We start from the raw sequence: 25,088 nt of genomic DNA, 5'->3' as shown, positions 1-25,088 counted from the left end.
CGGCAGCATTGCTGACGTTTGTGGGCGCCAAAAAGAAAGAGGCGCATCGCTGCGCCCCTGTTCAATCCTCTAAGCCGTGTGGTGGCTTATGCCGTCTCGGTCTTGGCATTGCCGGTCGCGGCCTCAATGGTCTCGGCTTCCTTGCCGAGGATAAAGGAGCGGCGCAGCGGCTTGATCACGAACAGCGCCATCAGCGCTGCCGTCGCATTCAGCGCCACTGCCACCACGAACACGGCCTTCCAGCCATAAGCAGTCGAGATCACGCTCGCCAGCGGGACGAGCAGGGATGCCGTGCCCTTCGCGGTGTAGAGCATGCCGTTGTTGGTGGTCGCGAATTTCGCGCCGAAGGTGTCGCCGCAGGTCGCGGGGAATAGCGAGTAGATCTCGCCGAACACGCCGAAATAGACCGCGGTGGCGAGCACGAAGACGACGGGCACATGGCCATAGGCCGACAGCGCCAGAAGCATCAAAGCAGCGGTGCCGAAGGCGATGAACATGGTGGGCTCGCGGCCAATCGTATCGGAGACCCAGCCGAAGAAGGGACGTCCGAAACCGTCGAAGATGCGGTCGAGCGAAATCGCGAAGGTCAAGGCCGCCATCTGGAAGCCGGCGAGCGTGACCGGCGTGTCGGCGATCTTGAAGTCGTGCGCGATCGGAGCGATCTGCGCCGCGGTCATCAGGCCGCCGGAGGCGACCATCACGAAGACGAGATACATCACCCAGAAAACAGGGGTCCGCAGCACCTGCGGCGGGGTGAAGTCGATCTTGGTCTGCGGCAAATTGAGCTGCTTCTTCTTCGGCGGGATCGAGATCCGCGGCGGCTGGATGAAGAAGGCGAGCACGAACACGATCAGGCCCTGGCCGATGCCGAAGGTGAGGAAGGCGTGCTGATAACCGCTGGAGACGATCATGCTCGCGATCGGCACGACGGTAAGCGCGGCGCCGGCGCCGAAGCCGGCGGCGGTCGCGCCCGCTGCGAGCCCGCGGCGGTCGGGAAACCATTTCAGTGCGTTGCCGACACAGGTGCCGTACACCGCGCCCGCGCCCATGCCGCCGATGATCGCGGCGGCATAGAGCAGGGTAAGGCTATCGGCGTAAGAGTTGAGGATCCACGAGAGCGCGATCATCGCGCCGCCGAACATGACGACGATCCGTGGACCGTATTTGTCGACGAACCAGGCTTCGACTGGCACCAGCCAGGTCTCGGTGACGACGAAGATGGTGAAAGCGAGCTGGATCGCGGCGCGCCCCCAATGGTGGGCCGCATCGATCGGATCGACGAACAACGTCCAGCCGTATTGCAGATTGGCGATCATCGCCATGCAGACGATGCCCATCACGAGCTGGAGCCAGCGGAAACCGGTGCGAAGTGGCGCGGCCGTGACGGCGCCATCCGGGCTGGAAATCATCAAGAACCTCCCAAGGCGCCTGATTAGCTGCGACGCAGGATCGCAAGATGACCTGATGTCGCAAATATTGTGGCTTATCGTCGCAGGCGCGGGCCGAACATTGGTATACGATATTCCAGATTGCAAGCCCTAACTTGGCGCCACATTGAAGAATGCGCGAAGTTCCATCGTGATTTCGGGGGGCATCGCGGGGGCCTTCGCACCAAACGAAAACGCCCGACCGTGAGGCCGGGCGTCCCGCTGAGTGAATTGTAGCGGAGCGGGTCAGACGGTCGATTTCGCGACCACGACCTTGCGCCAGGGTTTCAGCACCGCGATTGCGAGCAATGAAGCCAGAATGTTGGCGCCGGCCGCAATGATGAACACGCTGTCCCAGGTGCCCGACGATTGCTGCATGTAGTTGGCGATCGGCACCAGCAGCGCGGCGGTGCCCTTCGCGGTGTAGAGCAGGCCGGCATTGGTGGTCGCGAACTTGGCGCCGAACGTATCGGTGCAGGTCGAGGGGAATAGCGAGTAGATCTCACCCCAGGCGAAGAACACGAAGCCCGAGAGCAGCACGAACCAGATCGGATCATGGCCCCAGAGGTAGAGCATCCAGATGCCGAACCCTTCCATGCCGAAGGCGATGAACATCGTGTTCTCGCGGCCAATCATGTCGGAGATCCAGCCGAAGAACGGACGCGTCAGGCCGTTGAGCACGCGGTCGATCGTCGCCGCGAACGTCACCGCCGTCATCGTCACCGCCATCAGCGTGACCGGCACGTTGTCGACCTTCCAGTCGGCTGCGATCGGCTTCAGGTTCGCCGTCACCATCAACCCGCCAGCGCCGACGATCACGAACATGAAGTACATCAGCCAGAACAGCGGCTGACGCAGCACCTCGGTCGGTTGATAGTTGCGGCGGGTCTGGAGCAGATTGGCGTTCGCCACCACACTCGGCACCTGGCCCGCTTTCGGCGCCAGCAGGAAGAAGGCGAGGATGCAGATGATGATGCCTTGCCCGAGGCCGAAATAGAGGAAGGTGGTCTGAAATCCGCTGTCCTTGATCATGGCCTGGATCGGCGCGACGGTCAGCGCAGAGCCTGCACCGAAGCCTGCGGCCGTGATACCCGCAGCAAGACCACGCTTGTCCGGAAACCACTTCAGCGCGTTGCCGACGCAGGTGCCGTAAACGCCGCCGGCGCCGATGCCCGCGATGATCATGCCGAGATAGTAGCCGTTCAGCGTGGTGGCCTGCGCGTTGATCGCCCAGCCGATGGCACAGAGCACGCCGCCGACCAGCACGACGATGCGCGGGCCGTATTTGTCGACGAACCATCCCTCGACTGGCACGAGCCAGGTCTCGAACAAAACGAAGAGGGTGAACGCCCATTGAATCGAGGCGCGATCCCAGCCGAACGTCTTCTGGATGTCGGGGACGAAGAACGTCCAGCCGTATTGATAGTTGGCGATCATCACCATCGCGCCTACGCCGATGGCCAATTGCGCCCAGCGAAAAGCATCGCTTACACGTGTGACACTAGGGGCCGCTGCTGACTGCACCATGTCCGTCATTAAAACCCTCCCGAACGCGCCGATCATTTTTTATGCATGCGCTGGCTCGCATCCTGGTATTCATTATGCCAAGATTCAAGCGAGGGACTGAGGGTGCGGCGAAATATCGCGGGCTTGTTCACATGCGCCTTGGCTGCGGGATTGTAAAGCCTGAATTGCTGCCGGAGTGCCGGCGGCCATAGCGACTGTGCCATTCAAGCGATTGATCCAACAAGAGATTTCTGTAACGCGGCGCAGCCGCAAGCACGCTGTGAAAAGCCCGTGCCCTCGGCACACGACCACTTGCGCGCTGTTCGCACACAGCGCCGTCCGGTGGGTCGGCGACTGCAAATCGTGGAATTCCTTATCCCAGAAGTCTTGGGGAGCTTCGCACGGCCGGCGCGCGGCGACGCCGGGTCGCGCGCGTCACACCATCGACGTCCGCAGCCGGCTGTAGCCTTCCTGGATCGCGGACCAGAACAGGGCGACCAGGCCGAGCGCCATGATGGTGCTGACGAGGCCATTGGAGAAGAACACGCCGAGCGATCCTTGCGATCCCAACAGCGATTGGCGGAAGGCTTCCTCCGCCTTGTCGCCGAGCACGATGGCGAGCACCAGCGGTGCCAGCGGGTAGTTGCACTTCTTCAGGAGGTAGCCCAGCACGCCGAACACAAGCATCAGCATCACGTCGAAGGTGCTGTTGTGCACCGAATAGGCGCCGATCGCGCAGAGCACCAGGATGAGCGGCGCGATGATGCCGAAGGGCACGCGGAGGATCGCGGCGAAGATCGGCACGCAGGTGAGCACGACGATGAGGCCGGCGAGATTGCCGAGATACATCGAGGCGATCAGGCCCCAGACGAATTCCTTCTGCTCGACGAACAGCATGGGGCCGGGCTGCAGGCCCCAGATCAACAATCCGCCGAGCAGGACGGCGGCGGTCGGGGAGCCCGGCACGCCGAGCGAGAGCATCGGCAGCAGCGCCGAGGTGCCCGCGGCATGGGCGGCCGTCTCGGGCGCGATCACGCCCTCGATCTCGCCCTTGCCGAAATTGTTGCCGCGTCGCGCCAGGCGCTTGGCGATGCCGTAGCTCATGAAGGAGGCCGGCGTTGCGCCGGCGGGCGTGACGCCCATCCAGCACCCGATCAGGCAGGAGCGCAGCGAGGTCAGCCAGTACGCGGGTAATTCCCGCCAGGTCTGAAGCACGACCCGAAGATTGATGGTGGCGTTGCCGCCTCGGAAAGCCAGTCCTTCCTCCATGGTCAGCAGGATCTCGCCGATACCGAACAGGCCGATCACGGCGATCAGGAAGTCGAATCCGTTGAGCAGTTCAGTGACGCCGAAGGTCAGCCGCAACTGGCCGGTGATCGAATCGAGGCCGACCGCCGCGAGCGCAAAGCCCATCATCATCGCCGCGATGGTCTTGAACGGCGGCTCCTTGCTGAGGCCAACGAAGCTGCAGAAGGCGAGGAAGTACACCGCGAACTTCTCCGCCGGACCGAATCGCCGCGCGAAACCCGCGACGAGGGGCGCGACCAGCGTGATCATGATGACGGCAAACAGCGCGCCCACGAAGGAGGAGGTGAAGGCGGCCGTGAGCGCCTCACCGGGTTTGCCCTGTTGCGCCATCGGATAACCGTCGAAGGTGGTCGCCACCGACCAGGGCTCGCCGGGTATGTTGAACAGGATCGAGGTGATGGCGCCGCCGAACAATGCGCCCCAATAGATACAGGACAGCATGATGATCGCCGACGTCGGCGGCATGCTGAAGGTCAGGGGAAGGAGGATCGCAACGCCATTGGCGCCGCCGAGCCCCGGCAGCACGCCGATGATGACTCCGAGCGTGATGCCGATGATCATCAGCATCATATTGTAGGGCTGCAGGGCGACCGCGAAGCCGTGAAACAGGTTGGCCAACTCTTCCATATCGATACGTCCTGCAGCAATAACGGGATGGCGGCGCAGCTCTTACAAACCAAGCCATTCCTCGAACGGGCCCTTGGGAAGCGGAACCAAGAACCAGCGCTCGAAAACGAGATAGGTCACGACCGGCATGCCGATCGCCACCGCGATGGTCGTCAGCCAGCGATAACCGCCGAGCCAGCGCATGAACCAGGCGATAAAGATCATCGAGGCGACGTAGAGGCCGATGAACGGCATCGAGCCGACATAGATCGCGGTGGGCACGACGACGCTCATGACCTGGCGAAGCTGTCCCCATTCTGCGAACAGCCGGCCGTCGTCGTGGCGCTGCGCGCTCCAGAGGTTGATGGCGCTTGCGCCGACGATGGCGGCGCCGACATAGAAGGGGAAGAAGCCGGCACGCGGGCCCTCCGCGCCCCAATTGATGCCGGCCTTCAGGCTGCCGAAGATCACGACCAGGCCGAAGACGCCGATCAACAGCGCCATGCCGATTTCCAGCGTCTTGTGTGCGGGGCCGGATTCGGATCCGGATCGTTCAGTCATGGGACCTCCAGGCGGACGCAATCTTGCGCGGTCGCGGCAGATGGGAGGACGATCCAGCGTCCTCAGCCGTCGATGTCGCGGGTCAGTTCCCCGATGCGAGGAAGCCGGCTTCCTTCATCAAGCCTTCGTGGCGCTTCTCCTCGGCCTCGACCCACTTCGCGTATTCGGCTCCGGTCAGGAATGTCGTGTTGAAGGCGCCGCTCTTCATGAAATCCTGCCATTCCGGCGTGGCGCGGACCTTCTTGAACAGCTCGACGTAGTATTCGATCTGATCCTTCGTGGCCTTGGGCGACATGAAGATGCCGCGCAGCATGAGATATTCCATCGCCAGGCCCTGCGACTTGCAGGTCGGAATATCCTTCCAGGCCTTGCCGTCGGCGATCGGCTCGTCATAGGCCATCGGCTGAGCGTCGAGACGCAGAGCGGACGGAGCTTGCCGCCGCGCCATTGCGCGACCGCCTCGATCGGATTGTTGACCGTCGAATCGACGTGATTGCCGACGAGCTGAACGGCGACTTCGCCGCCGCCCTTGTAGGGGATGTAGGTGAATTTTGCGTCGATTGCCTTCTCGATGCCGACGGTGATGATCTGGTCTTCCTGCTTGGAGCCGGTGCCGCCCATCTTGAATGAGCCGCTCGGGGCTTTCTTCACGGCGTCGAGGTAGTCCTTGACGGTGTTGTACGGTTTCTCGGCATTCACCCAGAGCACGAATTCGTCGAGCGCCAACATCGCCACCGGGGTCAAATCCTTCCAGTTGAACGGAATCCCCGTTGCCAGCGGCGTCGTGAACAGGTTCGACAGCGTGATGATGATCTTGTGCGGATTGCCCGACGACGTCTTCACATCGAGGAAGCCCTCGCCACCCGCGCCGCCGGCCTTGTTGATGACGACGAGCGGCTGCTTCATCAGATTGTGCTTGGTGACGATGCCCTGGATGGTGCGTGCCATCTGATCGGCGCCGCCGCCGGTGCCCGCCGGCACGATGAACTCGACCGGACGGACGGGCTCCCAGGCAGCACGGCTTGCGGTGCTGTTGGCGCACGACATCGCGATTGCCGCCAAAGCGACATTCAGAACGAATGGCCTCATCTTGTTTCTCTCCCTGTCGAATCCTCAACGCAGCCGATCTTTGTCGGCTTGCGTCAGCCCATCTCGATTCGGATGCCTGGGGTCACTCTTGCGGTCGATTTCCCATGGCAGTCCGGCAGAAACTCTATGAGTAGGGACAATGCGCGGCATCCGCTCCTTTCGGCTAAGGCTCCGCCAACGCTCGCGGCAGGTGTGCCCCTCGGCCGCCCCGCCCTGCGTTGCTGTTTCCCCTCTCAGGCCTTTGATCGCGCAATCGTTCGGGCGAATGGTATGCGAGATGCCAGCCGTCAAACAATCTGATCGGCGGGCCCCACCAGCGGACCAATCGTCGCAGTTGTGGTCGCGGGCCAGGGCAAGCCGCAAAACGAAAATGGCCCCGACATGCGAGGCCATTTGATCGAACGTAGGGTCTGCTAGGTCTGCCATCTCGCCGTTGGGCGGGCGGGCAAGGCCTTCTTACAGGCCGAAACGGGGCAGGTCGCCGTTGTGATTCGAGATCCTGGCGCTCGCCATCAGGAGGCTGTCGATCGCGGCCATCAGGCGGGCGAACAGCGAGGAGGAGGGGGCCAGGGCAACGGAAGCGGTCTTGGACATCGGAAATCCCTTTCTTGAGAACAGTCAGCCTTGCTGTCTCATTTCGAGGGCAATCTATGTATACCAGATACCAGTGTCTATGCTCTTGTTTGCATAGCAGTACGCAAGCTTTCGCATTGCAGCATAATGCTGGATTAACGAAGCCGTTTCGGAAATAAAATTGCTTATGCCCGGGCGGGGATGTCGTTCCAGTGGGCGAAGGTGCGAAAAGCTGGCTAAATCATCCCGGATCGCGCGGGATCTTGCAGCGATGGGACGCCAAGTTCCGGCCGCACTGCAACGGTGGGTCTTGGCACGGTCGTGCAAAGCCGTTAGTGGTCCGCCCCCTTATCCAATCATCCGTCAGAGTGGTTCATGTCGAGCGCCTCGCCCGCCGTCTCGATCGGCATCGATTTTGGAACCAGCAATACGGTCGTCGCGCTCGCGGCGGACGACCGCCGGGTCGAGGCCATCCGCTTCGACCATGGCGGACAGCGCCACAGCGTCTACGTGTCGGCGCTGTGCTTCTGGGAGGAAAGGCCGGGAGCCGGCGCCCAGGCCGAGGGCGGTCCATGGGCGATCGAGCAGTTTCTCGAAGGGCGCCACGTCTACCGCTTCCTCCAGTCGTTCAAGACGTTTGCGGCGAGCTCCAGCTTCAACACCACCCAGGTGTTCCGCCAGCGTTACAAGTTCGAGGATGTTTTGGCGGCGTTCCTGCGGACGCTGGCGCGCCACGGCGGCGACCGGTTCGGCTTCGAGGCCGCAAACATCACGGTCGGCCGCCCCGTCCGCTTTGCCGGCGGCAATCCCGACGAGGCGCTGGCGATGCAGCGCTATCGCGCCGCGTTCGAGCGCTTAGGTGCCGGCCACGCCCGCTACGTCTATGAGCCCGTGGGCGCGGCGTTTTCCTTCGCCCGCCGGCTGGAGCGGGATGCCACCGTGCTGGTTGCGGATTTTGGCGGCGGCACCAGCGACTTTTCCGTGATGCGTTTCTCGCGCAAAGGCGGCAGCCTTCGCGCCGAACCGCTGGGACACGCCGGCATCGGCATTGCCGGCGACACGCTCGACTATCGGATTGTCGACCACGTGGTCTCGCCGCGGCTCGGCAAAGGCTCCAGCTTCCGCTCGTTCGACAAGGTGCTGCCGGTCCCGAGCGGCCACTACACCAACCTCGCCCGCTGGCATCAGCTCGCGATGATGAAGAGCAACGGCGATTTGCGCGAGCTGCGCGAGCTTGCGCGCACCGCGCTGAAGCCGGCTCTGCTCGAGGATTTCATTACCATCGTCGATCTCGACCTCGGCTTTTCGCTGTACCGCGCGGTGTCCGACGCCAAGGTGGCGCTGTCGGCGCAGGACGAGGTGGACTTCCGCTTTGGAGGTGGCGGGGTCGACATCGGCGCGGCCATCACACGGAAAAATTTCGAATCTTGGATTGCCGACGATATCGCCCGGTTAGGGGCCACCGTCGACAAGGTGCTGGGCGAGGCGGGCATCACCGGGCGCGAGGTGGAGAAGGTGTTTTTGACCGGCGGCACGTCCTTCGTGCCGGCCGTCCGAAAGCTGTTCGCCGACCGTTTCGGTAACGAACGGCTGATGTCGGGCGACCAGTTCGAGTCGATCGCGTATGGTCTCGCGCTGATCGGACACAGCCCCGACCCGGACAGATGGACCGCCGGCGGCGGGCTTGAATCGAGGGCGGGCGCGTAACGATCGTTCGCAATGGATCGGATCTGCCTCGCACGCAGCCGCAGCTCAATTGGGCTCCGTAGATATCTGCAGACTCGATGTGAGTTGTTCTCTCGGAGAGTTCATTCGACGAGGCGGGGAAATCTGCGAATTTGGTCGAACAGATCACCCCGCTGCGTCAAACGCGGACCGGCTATTGGTTGATCTCCGGCTCGACGAGCCGTGCCAGGTTGCGCAGCGATTCCTGCCAGCCGAGATAACAGGCCTCCGGCGGGATGACGTCGGGGATGCCGGCCTGCGTGATGTCGACTTCGGTGCCGACCGAGACCTTCTTCAGGATCACGGTGACCTGGATCTCACCCGGCAGGTTAGGATCGTCGAACCTGTCGGTGTAGCGGAGGCGTTCGCCCGGGACGAGCTCGACATATTCGCCGCCAAACGAATGGCTGTTGCCCGTCGTGAAATTCCGGAACGACATCTTGAACGTGCCCCCGACCTTGGGCTCGAAATGATGCACGGTACAGGTGAAGCCGTTCGGTGGAAGCCATTTCGCCATCGCGTCGGCCTCCAGGAAGGCGCGATAGACTTTCTCCGGGCTGGTGGCCAAGACGCGGTGCAGACGGACAGTGCTGGGCATGATTGTTATCCTCAGTGAATTGATGGGCCCGAGTTTGGCGTCTATGGCCCATTCATGTCACGAGGACGACGGGGAGGCTGCCGATCCGACACGGCTTTGCAGATTTTTGTTGGGCGTCGGTGCCTGCGATGGTTCGCGCGCCGGCCCGGCCAATCAGGCTTGGCGTGTCTTGTCCGCTTTGGTCTTCGATGCCAGAACCGGAAGGACGTCCCCCATGCGCAAAGGCTGACCGTTGGGGAAGCCGGACATCCTCAGGCTCGAAAAATGCGTGGTCCCGTCGACCGGAGACACATAGGCGAACTTGACCTCGATCTTGTGCTTGATTTCGTAGCCCTGCCATTTCGGGTGTTCGCGCGTCAGGATTTCGGCCTGGTCACAGCGAAGCAGATCAGAGGTCGACGTCGTCTTGGAGAAAATGCCGCGCTCGACCTTCTCCAGGTAGCACTGATCGGTCACAGCGCTGACGCGCGCATCGACGCGTTGAAAATTCGCCTTCTTGTCGTACTGGTCGTAGGCAGCAAAACCGGCGATGCCAACGGCGATCAAACCGAATACCAACAGACGCATGCTCGTGCTCCCGTTTGTGGCAGGTTGAAGCGCCAGACATTAAGGGCAGTTGAATCCGGTCAAGACGGTCTTCAGGAACAGAGAACGCTTCTTTGCGACCAACGCAGCCAGTTGAATCAAATTGATGCGATGCGAGTTAGATGAACTCTCAAATGGCCCCACCCGCGATGAGGTTCGGTTCGGGCCTAGAACCGCCGCGCCGGAGGAACGCGGAGCGCGCCGGCCTGTTGTTCGCGATCAGGACGGGAGATAGATCAATGATAACGAAGCTCTTAGTGAGTACGATGATCGCCTCGATGATGGGAACCGCGGCACTGGCGCAACCGAGTCAGAGCCAGCAGGGCGCGCAGGCCGGAGTGGCCGGAACAAGCGATACCACCAAGAGCACCGCTAAATCGAAGGGTGGGATGACGACGGGCACGTCTTCCAGCACGACCGACAGCTCAGGCACCAGCACTCCAGGTGGCCAGTCCACAAAGAAGAGCGGCGCACGGAAGTGATTGAGTTGAAAGCCCTCGAAACCAGCGAGGGCTTCTTGGTTTCAGCGGTCTTCCTATAGTCTACGAGGGAGCGCGAACCGCAATTCGAAGGACTCGTTGGGGGAGTCCGATGGGCTGCGTGCGGCGTCCACGAGGCCAACGGGCCGACCGCCACTCACTTCGCGTGGCGTAGAAATCAAGCTGCGCGTGCCGCTGCAAAGGACCGGCGGCCCGCCCAAAACATGAATGCAGCCATCGCGCCGATGCCGACTAGGCTTGGAAGGCTGCCGGCAAGGCCCGAAGCAAGCGCGGCAAAGCCCCAGATCGCCGCGAAGAAGTAGCAGATCAGTCCGACAACGGCCTTGCCGGCGCGTCGTGCCCCGCTGTAGCTGGTCTTCGCGAGCGCAGAGGCCGTGCGGATGGTTCGGACGGCTCCGTCTTCGTGCCGCTGAGTCCATGCCGCGGCGGGTTTTCGGATCATCAGGCGGCCTGTTCGGCTTTCAGTGCCGCCAGCCGTTCGGCGACGGTTGCGCTCTTCCGCATGCCGTCGATTTCGGCCACGCGATTTATCGTGCTCGCATCAGTGCGCGTGAATTCAACACCGCCCGCTCCGGCCATGGCGCGATCGAAGGCCTTTTCGGCCGCGTCGACTTTCTTCTCCGCAGCACGGTTCGGCCGAGCCGGGCCATCGCCGCCGAGCGCGGCCTCCTGCCGTGACATCAGGAAGGCCTGAAGCGTATCCTCCATCTGACGCTTGCGCGCCTGAAGCGCGGTGAGGCTGTCTTCAAGTCGCTGCTCCAGCTCGCGGGCCTGTTGCTGCACGGCATCGAGTTGCTTGGCTTGTGCTTCGAAGTCGATCTGGCGGGACAACGCAGCTTCGGCGAGATCATCCCGTTGCTGGTTCAAGGCGAACTTGGCCTTGGCGGTCAGCTCGTCGGCCCGCTCGGCGAGCATCTTCTGCTGACGTGCCGCTTGCAACCGACGCGCCATCGCAGCTTCAAGCTCTGCTTTCACCTGATCGATTGCGCGATCGGCCTCGCGGATGGCCTCGCGCATGACGGCATCGCTGCCGGCCTGCTCCATACGGTCAACGGTGTCCTCGACAGTTGCCGAGAGCAGACGGGACACGCGCGCGAAAATCGATTCAGCCATGACGAACCCCTTTTATGAAATTGGCGCCGAGTAGGCACAGGATTGTTTTAAGGCACTGTTACGCCATTCGACAACTTTAGCTATTGTTTGCAACGAATCCGCAACCGCATTGCGGTACCGTTCCGGAAGGTACCCAAGGGAGAGCGGGTCATGCTGTTGACATTGCTTGTTGTCTGTCTCGCGACGCTGCTTTTGTTGATTGCCTTACCTTCCTACATCGCATACGCGACGCATAACCGCCTGGTCGCGCTCGATCAGCGCTGTGACACGGCGTTCGGCGATATCGACGTTCACCTGAAGCACCGTCACAACCTGATTCCTCCCCTGGTGGAGACGGTGCGCGCATTCGTTAAGCACGAAAGTGACATTCTGCTGGGCGTCACGCAGGCGCGCGCCGACGCGCTGCAAGCCGCGACCCCGGAGCTGCGGCTCAGCGCCGAGCGGGATCTGACACAAAACATCAACGCCCTGATCGGCATGGCGGAGCGCTATCCCGAGCTCAAGGCATCCACGCACTTCGCCGAGTTGCGCAGCGAACTCGTCGATGCGGAAAATCGCATCACCGCCTCGCGTCGCTTCTACAATCTGGCGGTCGAGGAATACGCGACGACGCTGCGTCAGTTTCCCGGCAGCTACATCGGCCGCCTGTTCAGGATGGGCGCACGAAAGCCGTACGACCTCGGCATCGAACGCGTCCTGATCGACGAGCCCCTAGCGGTCAAATTCTGATTGAAGAGAGTTTGCCATGCGGGTGAACGGGCTCTACGGCCACGTCCGTCGCAATGACACGCGCTCGCTCGCATTGTTCGCGGGTTTCGTCGTCGCGTTCCATCTGCTCGCGATACTGGCGCTCGTGGTGCCGCTGGCCATGCTCGACCCCGAGCACGCGCCGCTCTACGGCTGGACGGGCTACCTCGTGCGCTGGGTGCCGATCGTCACCGTTGCCGGCGGCCTGCTGTTCGCAGTGCAGATGGCCTGGCACGTTCGCACCGTGCGCGGCAGGACCAACTTCCGCTTCGTCGACGACAATGATGAGCCGCGGCTCTGCCGCATTGTCGAGCCACTGGTGATCGCGGCCGGCCTGCCGACGGCCTATGTCGGCGTCATCGACAGCCCTGCGCTCAATGCATTTGCCTGCGGGATCAGGCGAAAGGACGCCGTGCTGGTCTTCACGCGCGGGCTGATCGACGTCCTGGACGACGACGAACTGGCCGCCGTCGCCGCCCATGAGATCGTTCACGTGGTCAACGAAGACATCCGGTTGATCGCGGCGACCAACATCTGCCTCGATACGCTGAGCTTTCTCCAGCCGCGGCGCAACAAGAGGCAGGTCAACCGGATCTGGGAAGCCTGCTCGCTGCCGATCCTGGCGATCGCGTTGCCGATTATGGTGGTGCTCATCCTCGTCGTCTCGCTGCTTCGCCGCCTTGCGCTCGACGGCAGCCACCTGACGCGTCTGCTGATCGCATCGGCACGCGAGTTCATCGCCGATGCGGAATCCGTCCGCTTGACGCAGAATCCGTCCGCGCTCGTCTCGGCGTTGCAGCGTATTGACGGGCGCAGCGCCATTCCCGGACTCGCGGCCGGGCAGGACGCCATGATGATCGATGGCGCGCACCAGGGGGCTTTCGCGACCCATCCCACGATCGCCGAGCGCGTGGCGGCGATCGTTTCGGTCACGGGATCGATGGCGCTGATCGCGCCTGCACGGCGGGACACGCGGCCGCCCGAGCTCCGGTCCGGAGCCGGGTTTGGTCGCCGTCCGTCGGCTACCCGCGCGGCGAGGTCTTGGCTTGCGCCAGCCTCTTTCGATTCCGACTTCAACAGGCTCGGCCTGACGTGGGAAATGACGGCGGGCGCAATCGCCGCGATCGCCGTGTTTCTGTGGATCCACCGCTCGGACCTCACCGGGCCTGCGGCGCTCGCCCGGGCTCTCGACCCTGCGCCGATGCGGACGTTCTTCGCGATGGGCGGCGAGGGAATGCGCTGCCAGATGCAGGGGATCGGCAAGCTCGTCGGACTGGCGAACGCGCCGGTCGGCTGCGACGAAGCGTCGATCGACAAGATGCTCGGGGCGCATCGCGGCGAGTCCAATCTCGTCGGGATCATGGCGGCGGGGCCGGCGATGACCCGCCAGGAGACGGCCGGGCCCGCCAGCCAGTGGAACGGAACGTTCGGCAATATCGCCACGGCGGAAGCTCAGCTGGCCGAAGTCCGGCGCGCTGGCTGTTTCCAGACCGAGCGCTATTCGGTCGGCGACCGCGGGCTTCACAAGGTCACCGAAGTGCCGCGGGACGCCAATTCGATCTCATTGCCCAGATATCTGGCCTTGAACGCCAGTGCTGCGCGGTACGTCGGCGAAGCGCCGCCCGCCGGCCGCGACGAGGCGATCCTCAAATATTTCAGATCCCGCAAGACGCTCAGCGGGGTCATTCATCGCTTCTTCGGCGATCCCGGTCTCGATGTTGCAACAAGGTCGTATGCGACCGCAGAGCATCAGGCCGCCATCGCTGCGTTACGCGAGCGCGTTGCGGCGGCCGATTTCGCGCCGGCGCTGACGCCGCTGGAGCGGGCCGAGATCGAGGCCCTTGCCAGGGCGCCGTTGGATTTTGTTTCGTGCACGGCGCGCCGAGGCCGCGTGGGCAAGGACGCTTAGGGCGAAAGTCCGATTGGTTAGCTTCGGATCATCACCGACGATTCATCGGTTCGCCCCGCGGCAGGGCCGTCGAGAACCAAAGGGACCGGCGCGCGGGCCCCGGCGCCGGAAGCGAGTCCGGCACTGACGAAGCGAAGCCACCATTCCGCTGTCGTTCTCCCGTCATCTCATGACGGACTAGGGCGCGGACTCATAACGCGCGGCCAGCCATAGGCGGATAGGTGCGAGTTGGACGAAGGCAAGGTAGTTTCCTGCAACCCTGTCGTAGCGCGTCGCCACCCGACGGCACTGCTTGATCCTGTTGAAGAACCGTTCGACGAGGTTGCGAGCGCGATAGAGGTACGGGCTAAAGCAGATCAGATCGCTGCGATTGCTTTTCGGCAGGATGTTGGCCCACGCGCCCTTCTTCACGGCAAGCTCCCTAATCCAGTCGGCGTCATAGCCACGGTCGGCAAGCAGCATTGATCCGGATTTGAGACGAGACAGCAGTTTTCCGGCAAGTCAACGTCGTGCGCCTAGCCGGGACTCAACGCAGGCCGTATCGGTAGACGATTGCTATCGACCACCGCGTGGATTTTGCTTGTAAGACCGCCGCGTGACCTTCCCATCGATTGGCGATGGTTCCTTGTCATACAGGCCCCATGTTGATGGACGCGAACAATGGATGTATCGATCATCTGCACGGCAGCATCATGGGCACCAGCCGGTACGCTCATGAGCTTGGCCCACACGCCCGCCCGTCGCCAGCCAACGAACCGATTGTAGCAGGTCGTGTACGGACCGAAGCTTTCCGGCAGGTCGCGCCACGGTGCCCCGGATCGCAAGATCCAGAAGATGCCATTGAGGACACGACGGTCATTCACTCGTGGCACGCCGCGCGACTTATTCGGCAGCATCGGCTTAATCGCAAACCACTCATAGTCCGTGAGTTCGTAGCGCATGATTCGACCCCTTCCGATGGATGGCTTGAATCATGGCTCGGCTGGCAGGCTCAACTGGTCGCTATGCACCCGAAAGCGGACCTATTATGCTCACCTTGAGTTTTGTCGTTCATGACCCAAAGCGGACTTCGCCTCCGACAATCGATACAATTTGAGCACCATCTCTTATCAGAGCGAAAGAATGCCTACCTACACCCGTGGGTAATCGCGGCAATGCGAGGGCACGATGCCAGACGATAACAAAAAGCCTCAACCATGCACTTGCGCCTTCGAAGAGCAACTGCACTGCCTCAGGTTTCAGTCTGGCGAGTGCAACCAGAAGGCTATCCCCGGAACCTTTAGCCATCCTAAGTCCAGATTTGGGCGTATCTCGCGACCAGCACCGATCCCAAAGAAGACCGACGCTCGCAGCGGGCGCGCTGAAGAGTAGGTAGTGTCATACACTTCGCTGGCGTCGGCACCCAGCCGGGTCTGATATTGGCCCGTTGCCGACCTGCTCCATTGCTGCCAACGGTCAGCCTTTGACCCGAAGCAGACTTGCGCTAGCTTTTCAGAGGGGCCCTCTCACCTTCATCAAAACGAACATGTGAGAACCGGCGGCGATCAACGAGAAAATTACTATTCCCAATTCAGCACCGTGCACATGCTGCGGCGCATATGTTGAAGCCGCCCAAATGAAGAGACGGACGGCGGCCATGAAGGCAATCATCCCCCACATTGCGAGCCATTTTGGGGCGTACCAAGTCGGCTCGCCGTTGCGACCCCATTGCATGGCAACACGCTCGCTTGCGATGCGCGGGCCACGATACAGGTTCAACCCGACGACCAACGCGATAGCGAAGCCAAAGACGTAGTCTGCTGACATCATGCTTTCCGCCTTCTCAAAATCGGCCGAGACTACCCAGAGATGGAGAAGCAATCCATTCTTGTTTAGATGGAGCCGCTCGCGTCTGTTACCTATGGTTGCTGGTAGATTGATTGGACGCTACGACCGCTTCTGGCCCTTCTCGGAAGTCCGACAACGTCCGCTTTCGCGCCGCTGTTGGAGGACAGCGGACATCACCCGCGCCTACTCTTAGCAGCAGATTTTATGAGTACGCACCCTAGGGCTTCCTTTGCGCACGCTTTGGGCTGTCACCGTCGTTCTCGTTTGTCTCGGTTCGCCAGCGCAGGCCGCGGGAGAGGCAGACGTGGTGAAGTTCTTCGGTGAACAGCTTGCCGGCCGCGCGGTGGGCGCTCGATAGCGGTCCATCCATTGACACTCTCGGCCAATAGAGCCTGCTAGCGTCAGATCGACGCTTGCGAATGGCGTAGCTCACTTCGCCGCGGACATTCGTGCGGGCGTCAATCTTCAAAGCCGGAAACGTCCGCCGATCTCATGGGCGCATTAAATTCCGCCAAGCCTTGCAATTGACGATGATGAGGTATATGTTGAGGCTGTTCGTTCAGCCGCTGTGCCTTGTTGAATGCGCCTGCGGGCTCCTTTTCCAGAGACATCGACGAAATGAATTTTTTCTGCGTGACGTTCACGCGGAATGTGCGCGTGTGCGCTTTGGAGAAGAACATGACGACAGGTACTGTGAAGTGGTTCAACGGCCAAAAGGGCTTTGGATTCATTCAGCCTAACGACGGCGGGAATGATGTGTTCGTTCACATCAGCGCGGTCGAGCGGGCTGGTCTTGCGGGTCTCGCTGAGGGCCAGAAGGTCAACTTCGAGCTCAAGACCGACAAGATGCGGGGCAAGGTCAGCGCAGAGAATCTCTCGCTGGCATAAAGGCCCTGGCGCCGTTTCACGGATGTACTGAAACGGCCACGCTACCCGCTCGATCCCCCGATTGAGCGGGTTTTGTCCGTTGTCGAGCAGGTGAACAATGAGCGCCAAGAGATCGGCTGAACCGTCGCCTGAAGCCGTCGCACGCTCCAATCGCCAGCGTTTGGCCGCTGAAGAAGGCGCGCGCGCCATGGCGGACGCCGAAAAGCAGGCCGTGGACGTTCGCAAGAACATGGCGCGGCTTCGAGAGCTGCGCGAAGCCAAGGAAGTCGCCGACGCAACCCTTCAAGCATCGTTGCCGGCGCCTGTAACGGCCAAGCGCAACAAGAAGCTGCGGCGATAGTCGTCTCCATACTGCCGACGACATCCGGAGGGCCGGTCACATGCAAAGGATGCGGGTCGTGCCTAGAATTAAATCGGACGGCGGTGGCACCATCACTTTCTTTCTCGCGCTCGGCGCGGGCCGGCAGATGTGCCGACTGGCCACCACGTTTCAGACGCAGAAGCAGGCCTTCAGCTATCTTCAGAAATACCGGACGGAATTCGAGCGCATCGCGCGAACGCGGCTCGCTTCGGGGGAGCTCGAGGACGGGGTCGTCGTGCTCTCGATGCTCTAAAGTGCGATGAGATCGGGATGAAACGCCATCGCGCCTAGGTCATTGTTTGACCGTGATCTTTTCGGAAAACCGGTTCACACTTGCGCTAACGCGGCGCTTCGGGTCCGGATCTTGCTCTAGGCCGGCGTCGGGCGCCCATTTCGATGCAGCTCGTCCAGTGCGATCCGGAACTGGTCCACAACGCTGCTATTCGGAGTGGCTCTTGGGCTTGGCCTCGCGGGCCAATCGCTCCGCTTTCAATCGCTCGCGATTCTCGTTGAAGGATTGCTGGTCCTTCGCATAGTCATTCATCGGCTTTTGGGTTTTGACAGGCTTGAACGCCTTGTTGGCTTCGCGCTTGGCGCGATCAGAGGATTGATCTTTCAACATTTCGACCTCGATTTGATCAACGAGCGTGGTCCGGACGATAGCTGAATGCCACGCCTCCGGCGCCCACGCTGACAAGGATAGACACCCTCCGGACGAGAAAGGCGGCCAAGTCTTCAGCGTTGAACAGATCTCTTGCGAGGCGCTCAGTCACTCGCCGTGAAGGAGGTGCGCCCGCACTTCTGAGAGCGCACCGGTCAGGATCATAACCGTGGGTCACCGTATGGGTTCCTCGATGACCAATCTGAATTCAACGTTGGTTTGGCCGAACATTCCGCGGATTCAAAGCCAAGACGCTGCAACTGCTCGGCGAAGTCGTTCGGACACTCGCAGTGTCGTTCAGACGAGGGCGAAGGGCGGGTGAAGGGTGCAAGCCCCGAGCCTGATTCCGTAGCTTTGGACCATGGCATAATACTCCTGTTTTGCCCGACGGGTCAAAGAATGTTTCGAAAAATCAGCAATCCCTTTTCGACCAAGGAGTTAGCTACTGTGCATGGGGTTGTTTTTCGACTTTTTGCGTTGATGCCCCGTGATGGCAGGCATTCTCATGCAAAAAGGGCCGCCTCGACGGGCGGCCCTTTGTCTCGCGGCGAACTGCTTTCCGCTTACTCCGCGGCCTGCTTCTGCGGCGGATCGAGTGCGCCGGACTTGTGGATATCGGCGACCTGGTGGTCGCTGAAGCCGAGCACCGAGCGCAGGATCTCGTCGGTGTGCTCGCCGAGCAAGGGCGAGCGGGTCACGTCCGCCGGGCTATCCGACAGCTTGATCGGGTTGCCGACCGAGATGTATTTGCCGCGGGTGGGGTGATCGACCTCGACCACGGTGCCGGTCGCGCGCAGCGACTGGTCCTCGGCGATCTCCTTCATCGACAGGATCGGGCCGCAGGGGATGTCGTCCTTGTTGAGGATTTCCATCGCCTCGAACTTGGTCTTGGTCATCGTCCACTGCTCGATGCGGGCGAAGATCTCGTTGAGGCGCGGCAGGCGGGCCGCCGGCTTGGCGTAGTTCGGATCGGTCTTCCAGGTCGGCTCGCCGATCACGTCGCAGATCTTCTCCCAGACCGGGGCTTGCGTGATGAAGTAGATGTAGGCGTTGGGATCGGTCTCCCAGCCCTTGCACTTCAGGATGCGGCCGGGCTGGCCGCCGCCGGAATCGTTGCCGGCGCGCGGCACGGCATCGCCGAACGGAATGCCTTCGCCGAACTGGCTGTATTCCTTGAGCGGGCCGTGGGCGAGGCGCTGCTGATCGCGCAGCTTGACGCGGCAGAGGTTGAGCACGCCGTCCTGCATCGCTGCCGTGACGCGCTGGCCCTTGCCGGTGTGGGTGCGCTGATAGAGCGCGGTGACGATGCCGAGCGCCAGATGCAGGCCGGTGCCGGAATCGCCGATCTGTGCGCCGGTGACGAGCGGCAGGCCGTCGCGGAAGCCGGTGGTGGAGGCGGCGCCGCCGGTGCACTGCGCGACGTTCTCATAGACCTTGCAGTCTTCGTATGGGCCAGGGCCAAAGCCCTTGATCGAGGCGACGATCATCTTGGGATTGATCTGCTGGATCTTCTCCCAGGGGAAGCCCATGCGATCGAGCACGCCGGGGCCGAAGTTTTCCACCAGCACGTCGCACTTCTTGATCAGCTCGGTCAGGACCTCTTTGCCCTTGGGGTTCTTGGTGTCGAGCGTGATCGAGCGCTTGTTGTGGTTGAGCATGGTGAAATACAGGCTGTCCACGTTCGGGATGTCCTGCAGCTGGCCGCGGGTGATATCACCCACGCCCGGACGCTCCACCTTGATCACGTCGGCGCCGAACCAGGCGAGCAGCTGCGTGCAGGTCGGTCCGGACTGGACGTGGGTGAAGTCGAGAATGCGAACGCCCTCGAGCGCTTTGGTCATCGTGTTGCTCCTGTTACCACTCTGTTTCCGTCATGCCCGCGAAGGCGGGCATCCAGTATTCGCTATCGTTTCGGTTGGGCTCAGTGCTCGCCACAATGGATGGTCCGGCGAATACTGGATTCCCCGCCTGCGCGGGGAATGACCCGCAGTTACTTCTTCTTCTGCAGAACGCTCTGCGGATTGAGGTTGCCGATGCGGCCGCTCTCCGAGCCCGCGGCCGGATCGATCACCGCGTTGATGAGCGTCGGCTTGCCGGACTCCATCGCCTCATTGACCGCGCGCTTGAGCTCGTCGGGCGAGGTGGCATTCACGCCGACGCCGCCGAAAGCTTCCATCATCTTGTCGTAGCGCGCGCCCTTGACGAACACCGTCGTCGCGGGATCGGAGTTGGCGCCGTTGACGTCGGTGCCGCGATAGATGCCGTCATTGTTGAAGATGACGACGCAGATCGGAAGGTTGTAGCGGCAGATGGTCTCGACCTCCATGCCGGAGAAGCCGAACGCGCTGTCGCCTTCCACTGCGAGTACGGGATGACCGGTCTCGAGTGCGGCCGCGATCGCCTGGCCCATGCCGATGCCCATCACGCCCCAGGTGCCGACGTCGAGACGCTTGCGCGGGCGATACATGTCGATGACGCCGCGCGCGAGGTCGAGCGTGTTGGCGCCTTCGTTGACGAGGATCGCCTCGGGGTGCTCCTTGATCACGTTCTTCAACACGCCGAGTGCGCCGTGATAATCCATCGGCGACTTGTTGTTCATGAGCTTCGGCGCCATCTTGGCGACGTTCTCCTCGCGCTTGGACGTGATCGCCTTGGTCCATTCGGCGGGCGGAGCGGTCCAGCTTGAGCCCATCGCCTGGTTGAAGGCGGAGACGACCGAGCCGATGTCGCCGACCACGGGCGCGACGATCTCGACGTTGGAGTCCATCTCCTTCGGCTCGATGTCGACCTGGATGAACTTCTTCGGCGCTTCGCCCCAGCTCTTGCCCTTGCCGTGCGACAGCAGCCAGTTCAGCCGCGCGCCGATCAGCATGACGACGTCGGACTCTTTCAGCACCGTCGAACGGGCGGCGCCGGCGCATTGCGGATGCGTGTCGGGGAGGAGGCCCTTGGCCATGCTCATCGGCAGGAACGGCACGCCGCTCTTCTCGACGAAGCTCTTGATCTCCTCATCGGCCTGCGCGTAGGCCGCGCCCTTGCCGAGGATGATGAGCGGGCGCTTGGCGCTCTTGAGCACATCGAGCGCGCGCTTCACCGAAGCGGGCGAGGGGATCTGTGCGGGTGCAGCGTCAATCACCTTGACCAGCGACTTCTGGCCGGCATCGGCGTTCATCACCTGGCCGAACAGCTTTGCCGGCAGATCGAGATAGACACCGCCGGGACGGCCGGAGACTGCGGCGCGGATGGCGCGGGCAAAGCCGATGCCGATGTCCTGGGCGTGCAGCACGCGATAGGCTGCCTTGCACAGCGGCTTTGCGATCGCGAGCTGGTCCATTTCCTCGTAGTCGCCCTGCTGGAGGTCGACGATCTCGCGCTCGGAGGAGCCCGAGATCAGGATCATCGGATAGCAATTGGTGGTGGCATGCGCGAGCGCGGTGAGACCGTTGAGGAAGCCGGGCGCGGAGACCGTGAGGCACACGCCGGGCTTCTTGGTGAGGTAGCCGGCGATGCCTGCGGCGTAGCCGGCGTTCTGCTCGTGACGGAAGGAGATCACGCGAATACCGGCGGCCTGCGCCATGCGGCCCAAATCCGTGATCGGGATACCCGGCACATTATAGATGGTGTTGATGCCGTTCAGCTTGAGCGCGTCGATAACGAGATGGAAGCCATCCGTCAGTTCCTGCTCGGTGCCCGGTGCTTCGGACTTGGTCGCGGTATTCAGCATGGGCCTTGTCTCCCTGGTCTCTCGTAGTGGGGCGAGTGCTTCGCCCTTCTGGTGAACGTTTGCTAGGTAAAGAGCTACGTGAATAGTTCCTGGCCGTGCGCTTCGACGTACGCGGCAAGGCCAAGGGTGTGATCGCGGGCGCGCTTCTCGGCGAGCTCGGTGTCGCGCGCTTCCAGCGCTTCGATGATGCCGAGGTGCTCGGGCAGTGACGTCGCGGTGCGGTCCTTGCGTCCGATGGTCAGCTGGCGATAGCCGCGCACGTGCAGCAACAGGTCGTTGGTGAGATCGACCAGCACGGGGGATTCCGACAGCGAGATCAGCGCCTGGTGGAAGGCGATGTTGGCGCGCGAATATTCCTCGACATGATCCTCGGGCAGGCGGTCCTTGCCAAAGTCCTTGAAGAAGTCGCGCAGCGCGGTGATGTCCTTCTTGCGCGCGGTGGTGGTGATGAGGCGGGCGGCCATGCTTTCCAGCGCTGCCCAGGCGCGGATCATGTCGACGATCTCGGTCTTGGTCCTGCGCACCACCATGATGCCGCGGCGCGGCACCGTCTTCACGAATCCGTCCTGCTCGAGCATGGCGATGGCTTCGCGGATCGGCGTGCGGCTGACGCCCAGCCGTTCGGACAGCGCGCGCTCGTCGAGCATCACCGGCTCGGGCGTCGAGTAGATGTCCATCTTGAGGATGGCTTCCTTCAAGGCGTCATACGCCTTGTTCTTGAAGCTGCTCTCCGGGGCAATGCGAACGATTGCGATGTCTGCCTCGGCCATATTCGGCAACGCCTTGGTTGGTTTCCGTAGTGACACGACGAATCTCCTCCAGTGGGAGTCGTCTTTTACAGGAATATTAACGGGAAAGTTTTTGGCATACCACATGCCAGAATGTCAAGCTGGCGATTTTTTGCGGCGTTCTAAGGGGTGCACTGGCTTGACAAGTTGGCTTCTGGCATACCAAATGCCATCGCCAGCCATTTTTGATCCAAGCCGGCGGAGTAGTCTTGGGCTTATGCCACTCCGTTCCGCCCTGGAACAGAGCGCGGCGAATGGCACGCATCACCGGCAGCCGCTAACCACGCGCGCGCTTTGCAAAGAACGAACTAAGGTCAAGGGAGAAGCCACATGTCCAATTCCAAAGATGCCGTCCGCAAGGTGCTTGACCAGGTCAAGGCGGACAACCGCACCAGCCTGACGGCGCCGGAAGGCAAGCTGGTCTGTGACGCCTACGGCATTCCGGTGCCGAAGGAGGGCGTGGCCAAGTCGGCGGGCGAAGCCGGCAAGATGGCGTCCGCGATGGGCTTCCCCGTCGTGATGAAGATCGTCTCGCCGGACATTCTCCACAAGACCGAAGCCGGCGGCGTCATCGTTGGCCTCAAGACGGCCGAGGAGGCCGAAAAGGCCTACGAGACCATTCTTTCCAACGCCAAGAAATACAAGTCCGATGCCAAGATCGAGGGCATTCAGGTGCAGCAGATGCTGGCCGGCGGCACCGAAGTCATCGTCGGCTCGATCACCGACGGCTCGTTCGGCAAGCTGGTCGCCTTCGGCCTCGGTGGCGTGCTGGTCGAAGTCTTGAAGGACATCACCTTCCGCCTCGCACCTGCGACCAAGGAAGACGCGCTCTCGATGCTCGATGGCATCCAGGCGCATGAGATCCTAAAGGGCGTGCGCGGCGGCGAGGCGGTGAACCGCACGGCGCTCGCCGACGTCATCGTCAAGGTCTCGCAGCTCGTCACCGACTTCCCTGAGATCGTCGAACTCGACCTCAACCCGGTGTTCGCGACGGCGAAGGGCGCAACCGCCGCCGACGTTCGTATCGTCGTCGACTTCGCCTACGTTCCCAAGCCGAAGCCGCGCCCGACCGAAGAGATCGTCGCGGCGATGAACCGCATCATGCAGCCGAAAGCGGTCGCGGTGGTCGGCGCCTCCGCCGAAGACGGCAAGATCGGCAACTCCGTGATGAAGAATCTGATCAACGGCGGCTACAAGGGTGAGATCTATCCGATCCATCCCAAGGCCGCCGAGATCCTTGGCTACAAAGCCTATAAGAGCGTCAAGGACGTGCCCGGCGTGATCGACGTCGCGGTGTTCGCGATCCCCGCGAAGTTCGTGGCGGCGGCGCTGATCGAATGCGGAGAGAAGAAAATCCCGGGCGCGGTGCTGATTCCGTCGGGCTTTGCGGAGGCCGGCGCGCCCGAGCTCCAGGCCGAGATCGTCGAGGTCGGCAAGAAGTACGACATTCGCCTGATGGGGCCGAACATCTACGGCTTCTACTATACCCCGGCCAACCTCTGCGCGACCTTCTGCACGGCTTATGACGTCAAGGGTCACGCGGCGCTGTCGTCGCAGTCGGGCGGGATCGGCATGGCCATCATCGGCTTCTCTCGCTCGGCCAAGATGGGCGTGTCGGCGATCGTCGGCCTCGGCAACAAGTCGGACATCGACGAGGACGATCTGCTCGCCTTCTTCGAGCAGGATCCGAACACCAATTTGATCGCGCAGCACTGCGAAGACCTCAAGGACGGCCGCGCATTCGCGGAAGCCGCAAAACGCGTCTCCAAGAAGAAGCCGGTCGTCGTGCTCAAGGCCGGCCGTACCTCGGCAGGCGCGAAGGCGGCGTCCTCGCACACCGGCGCGCTCGCCGGTAACGACCGGATCTACGAAGACGTGTTCAAGCAGTCCGGCGTGATCCGCGCGCGGTCCCTGCGCCAGTTGCTCGAATTCGCCCGCGGCGTTCCGGTGCTGCCGACGCCCAAGGGTGAGAACGTACTGATCATCACCGGTGCCGGCGGCTCGGGCGTGCTGCTGTCGGACTCCTGCGTCGACAACGGCCTGTCGCTGATGTCGATGCCGCCGGACCTCGATGCGGCGTTCCGCAAGTTCATCCCGCCGTTCGGCGCGGCCGGAAACCCTGTGGATATCACCGGCGGCGAGCCGCCGATCACCTACGTCAACACCGTCAAGCTCGGCCTGTCGGATGAGCGCATCCATGCGCTGATCCTCGGCTACTGGCACACCATCGTCACCCCGCCGATGGTGTTCGCCCGCAACATGGTCGAGGTGAAGAAGGAGATGGAGGCCAAGGGTTTCGTGAAGCCGATGGTCGCCTCGCTCGCCGGCGACGTCGAGGTCGAGGAAGCCGCCGAATATCTCTACCAGAACGGCATCCCGGCCTATGCCTATTCGACCGAGCTGCCGGTCGAGGTGCTGGGCGCCAAGTACAAATGGGCGCGCGGGGCAGGGCTGCTCTGAGCGTTATCTGTCATCCCGGGGCGACGCGACGGGACCGCGCAAGCGCGGCCCGGAGGGTCCCCGGGATCTCGAGATTCCGGGTCTGGTACGCCAGGCTCGCGCTGCGCGCAGTCCCGGCGCACCATCCCGGAA

At 62.3% G+C, this 25,088-nt stretch carries 23 protein-coding genes and 2 pseudogenes; 8 read left to right on the top strand and 17 right to left on the bottom strand.

All coding sequences use genetic code 11. The features are described from left to right. Positions 1–86: 86 nt before the first annotated feature. From oxlT (IVA98_RS15205) to IVA98_RS15180, 6 genes and pseudogenes are all read right to left on the bottom strand, one after another. Entirely contained in the window at positions 87–1,409 is a 1,323-nt protein-coding gene (oxlT, locus tag IVA98_RS15205) for an oxalate/formate MFS antiporter (RefSeq protein ID WP_247301224.1), read from the bottom strand. A 264-nt stretch (positions 1,410–1,673) separates the two neighbouring features. After that, a complete protein-coding gene (gene oxlT / locus IVA98_RS15200; protein WP_247301223.1) occupies positions 1,674–2,963 on the bottom strand; it encodes an oxalate/formate MFS antiporter in 1,290 nt (429 codons plus the stop codon). A 405-nt stretch (positions 2,964–3,368) separates the two neighbouring features. Further along, positions 3,369–4,868 carry a tripartite tricarboxylate transporter permease gene (locus IVA98_RS15195; protein ID WP_247355162.1) on the bottom strand — a complete coding sequence of 500 codons (1,500 nt, stop codon included), beginning with the start codon at positions 4,866–4,868 and terminating at the stop codon, positions 3,369–3,371. Between the two features lie 42 nt (positions 4,869–4,910). Next, positions 4,911–5,408, bottom strand: a complete 498-nt coding sequence (locus IVA98_RS15190) for a tripartite tricarboxylate transporter TctB family protein (RefSeq protein ID WP_247301221.1) — start codon at positions 5,406–5,408, stop codon at positions 4,911–4,913. An 82-nt stretch (positions 5,409–5,490) separates the two neighbouring features. After that, positions 5,491–6,497 (bottom strand): annotated as a pseudogene (locus tag IVA98_RS15185) (Bug family tripartite tricarboxylate transporter substrate binding protein). Between the two features lie 456 nt (positions 6,498–6,953). Next, complete coding sequence (locus tag IVA98_RS15180) at positions 6,954–7,091, bottom strand: hypothetical protein (RefSeq protein WP_247301220.1); 138 nt, start codon at positions 7,089–7,091, stop codon at positions 6,954–6,956. A 354-nt stretch (positions 7,092–7,445) separates the two neighbouring features. Between IVA98_RS15180 and IVA98_RS15175 the strand changes: the two genes are divergently transcribed. Further along, positions 7,446–8,777, top strand: coding sequence for an Hsp70 family protein (locus IVA98_RS15175; RefSeq protein ID WP_247355161.1), 1,332 nt, complete (start codon positions 7,446–7,448; stop codon positions 8,775–8,777). A gap of 172 nt (positions 8,778–8,949) precedes the next feature. Here IVA98_RS15175 and IVA98_RS15170 read toward each other — a convergent pair whose 3' ends face one another. Both IVA98_RS15170 and IVA98_RS15165 read right to left on the bottom strand, forming a co-directional pair. Next, the gene (locus IVA98_RS15170) at positions 8,950–9,393 is read right to left on the bottom strand and encodes an SRPBCC family protein (protein ID WP_247301218.1); all 444 of its coding nucleotides are present in this window, start codon (positions 9,391–9,393) and stop codon (positions 8,950–8,952) included. Positions 9,394–9,546: 153 nt separating this feature from the next. After that, positions 9,547–9,939 carry a hypothetical protein gene (locus tag IVA98_RS15165; protein WP_247355160.1) on the bottom strand — a complete coding sequence of 131 codons (393 nt, stop codon included), beginning with the start codon at positions 9,937–9,939 and terminating at the stop codon, positions 9,547–9,549. Positions 9,940–10,217: 278 nt separating this feature from the next. On the opposite strand from IVA98_RS15165, the gene IVA98_RS15160 reads away from it, so the two are divergent. After that, positions 10,218–10,460: a hypothetical protein gene (locus tag IVA98_RS15160; RefSeq protein WP_247301216.1), complete on the top strand. Its 243-nt coding sequence runs from the start codon at positions 10,218–10,220 to the stop codon at positions 10,458–10,460. Between the two features lie 175 nt (positions 10,461–10,635). Here IVA98_RS15160 and IVA98_RS15155 read toward each other — a convergent pair whose 3' ends face one another. Beyond that, entirely contained in the window at positions 10,636–10,920 is a 285-nt protein-coding gene (locus IVA98_RS15155) for a hypothetical protein (protein ID WP_247301215.1), read from the bottom strand. After that, positions 10,920–11,591 (bottom strand): PspA/IM30 family protein, encoded by a 672-nt coding sequence (locus tag IVA98_RS15150; protein ID WP_256466465.1) that lies wholly within the window; start codon positions 11,589–11,591, stop codon positions 10,920–10,922. Before IVA98_RS15150 ends, IVA98_RS15155 begins: the two co-directional genes overlap by 1 nt. A 150-nt stretch (positions 11,592–11,741) precedes the next feature. Between IVA98_RS15150 and IVA98_RS15145 the strand changes: the two genes are divergently transcribed. Then, positions 11,742–12,320, top strand: coding sequence for a LemA family protein (locus tag IVA98_RS15145; RefSeq protein WP_247301213.1), 579 nt, complete (start codon positions 11,742–11,744; stop codon positions 12,318–12,320). A gap of 16 nt (positions 12,321–12,336) precedes the next feature. Then, positions 12,337–14,247 carry a M48 family metalloprotease gene (locus tag IVA98_RS15140; RefSeq protein ID WP_247301212.1) on the top strand — a complete coding sequence of 637 codons (1,911 nt, stop codon included), beginning with the start codon at positions 12,337–12,339 and terminating at the stop codon, positions 14,245–14,247. 177 nt (positions 14,248–14,424) lie between these two features. Here the strand turns inward: IVA98_RS15140 and IVA98_RS15135 are convergent. The 3 genes and pseudogenes from IVA98_RS15135 to IVA98_RS15125 form a co-directional block, all read right to left on the bottom strand. Then, positions 14,425–15,188, bottom strand: a pseudogene (locus IVA98_RS15135) (IS5 family transposase). A 550-nt stretch (positions 15,189–15,738) separates the two neighbouring features. Next, on the bottom strand, positions 15,739–16,056 hold the full coding sequence (locus IVA98_RS15130; protein WP_247298134.1) for a DUF1648 domain-containing protein: 318 nt from the start codon (positions 16,054–16,056) through the stop codon (positions 15,739–15,741). Between the two features lie 476 nt (positions 16,057–16,532). After that, entirely contained in the window at positions 16,533–16,754 is a 222-nt protein-coding gene (locus tag IVA98_RS15125) for a hypothetical protein (protein ID WP_247306270.1), read from the bottom strand. Here IVA98_RS15125 and IVA98_RS15120 point away from each other — a divergent pair. The 3 genes from IVA98_RS15120 (at position 16,753) to IVA98_RS15110 (ending at position 17,576) form a co-directional block, all read left to right on the top strand. Next, the gene (locus IVA98_RS15120; RefSeq protein WP_007593324.1) at positions 16,753–16,962 is read left to right on the top strand and encodes a cold-shock protein; all 210 of its coding nucleotides are present in this window, start codon (positions 16,753–16,755) and stop codon (positions 16,960–16,962) included. The two genes, IVA98_RS15125 and IVA98_RS15120, sit on opposite strands and share 2 nt — an antisense overlap. A 97-nt stretch (positions 16,963–17,059) precedes the next feature. Next, positions 17,060–17,302 (top strand): transcriptional regulator, encoded by a 243-nt coding sequence (locus IVA98_RS15115; RefSeq protein ID WP_247278262.1) that lies wholly within the window; start codon positions 17,060–17,062, stop codon positions 17,300–17,302. Between the two features lie 49 nt (positions 17,303–17,351). Then, entirely contained in the window at positions 17,352–17,576 is a 225-nt protein-coding gene (locus tag IVA98_RS15110; RefSeq protein ID WP_247278277.1) for a hypothetical protein, read from the top strand. Between the two features lie 186 nt (positions 17,577–17,762). Here IVA98_RS15110 and IVA98_RS15105 read toward each other — a convergent pair whose 3' ends face one another. The 4 genes from IVA98_RS15105 to IVA98_RS15090 all read right to left on the bottom strand — a co-directional run bounded on the left by IVA98_RS15105 (position 17,763) and on the right by IVA98_RS15090 (position 22,478). Beyond that, positions 17,763–17,945, bottom strand: coding sequence for a hypothetical protein (locus IVA98_RS15105; protein WP_247306267.1), 183 nt, complete (start codon positions 17,943–17,945; stop codon positions 17,763–17,765). Positions 17,946–18,547: 602 nt separating this feature from the next. Beyond that, positions 18,548–19,825: a formyl-CoA transferase gene (gene frc, locus IVA98_RS15100; protein ID WP_247306264.1), complete on the bottom strand. Its 1,278-nt coding sequence runs from the start codon at positions 19,823–19,825 to the stop codon at positions 18,548–18,550. Between the two features lie 149 nt (positions 19,826–19,974). Further along, positions 19,975–21,708 (bottom strand): oxalyl-CoA decarboxylase, encoded by a 1,734-nt coding sequence (gene oxc, locus IVA98_RS15095; protein WP_247278260.1) that lies wholly within the window; start codon positions 21,706–21,708, stop codon positions 19,975–19,977. 74 nt (positions 21,709–21,782) lie between these two features. Further along, positions 21,783–22,478: a GntR family transcriptional regulator gene (locus tag IVA98_RS15090; RefSeq protein WP_247278275.1), complete on the bottom strand. Its 696-nt coding sequence runs from the start codon at positions 22,476–22,478 to the stop codon at positions 21,783–21,785. 348 nt (positions 22,479–22,826) lie between these two features. On the opposite strand from IVA98_RS15090, the gene IVA98_RS15085 reads away from it, so the two are divergent. Next, on the top strand, positions 22,827–24,956 hold the full coding sequence (locus IVA98_RS15085) for an acetate--CoA ligase family protein (RefSeq protein WP_247306262.1): 2,130 nt from the start codon (positions 22,827–22,829) through the stop codon (positions 24,954–24,956). The last annotated feature ends 132 nt before the right edge of the window (positions 24,957–25,088 follow it).

It is taken from the genome of Bradyrhizobium sp. 160, from assembly GCF_023073735.1.
Classification (GTDB): domain Bacteria; phylum Pseudomonadota; class Alphaproteobacteria; order Rhizobiales; family Xanthobacteraceae; genus Bradyrhizobium.
Note: the sequence above shows the minus strand (reverse complement) of the source record. Positions and strands in the feature narration are given on the sequence as shown.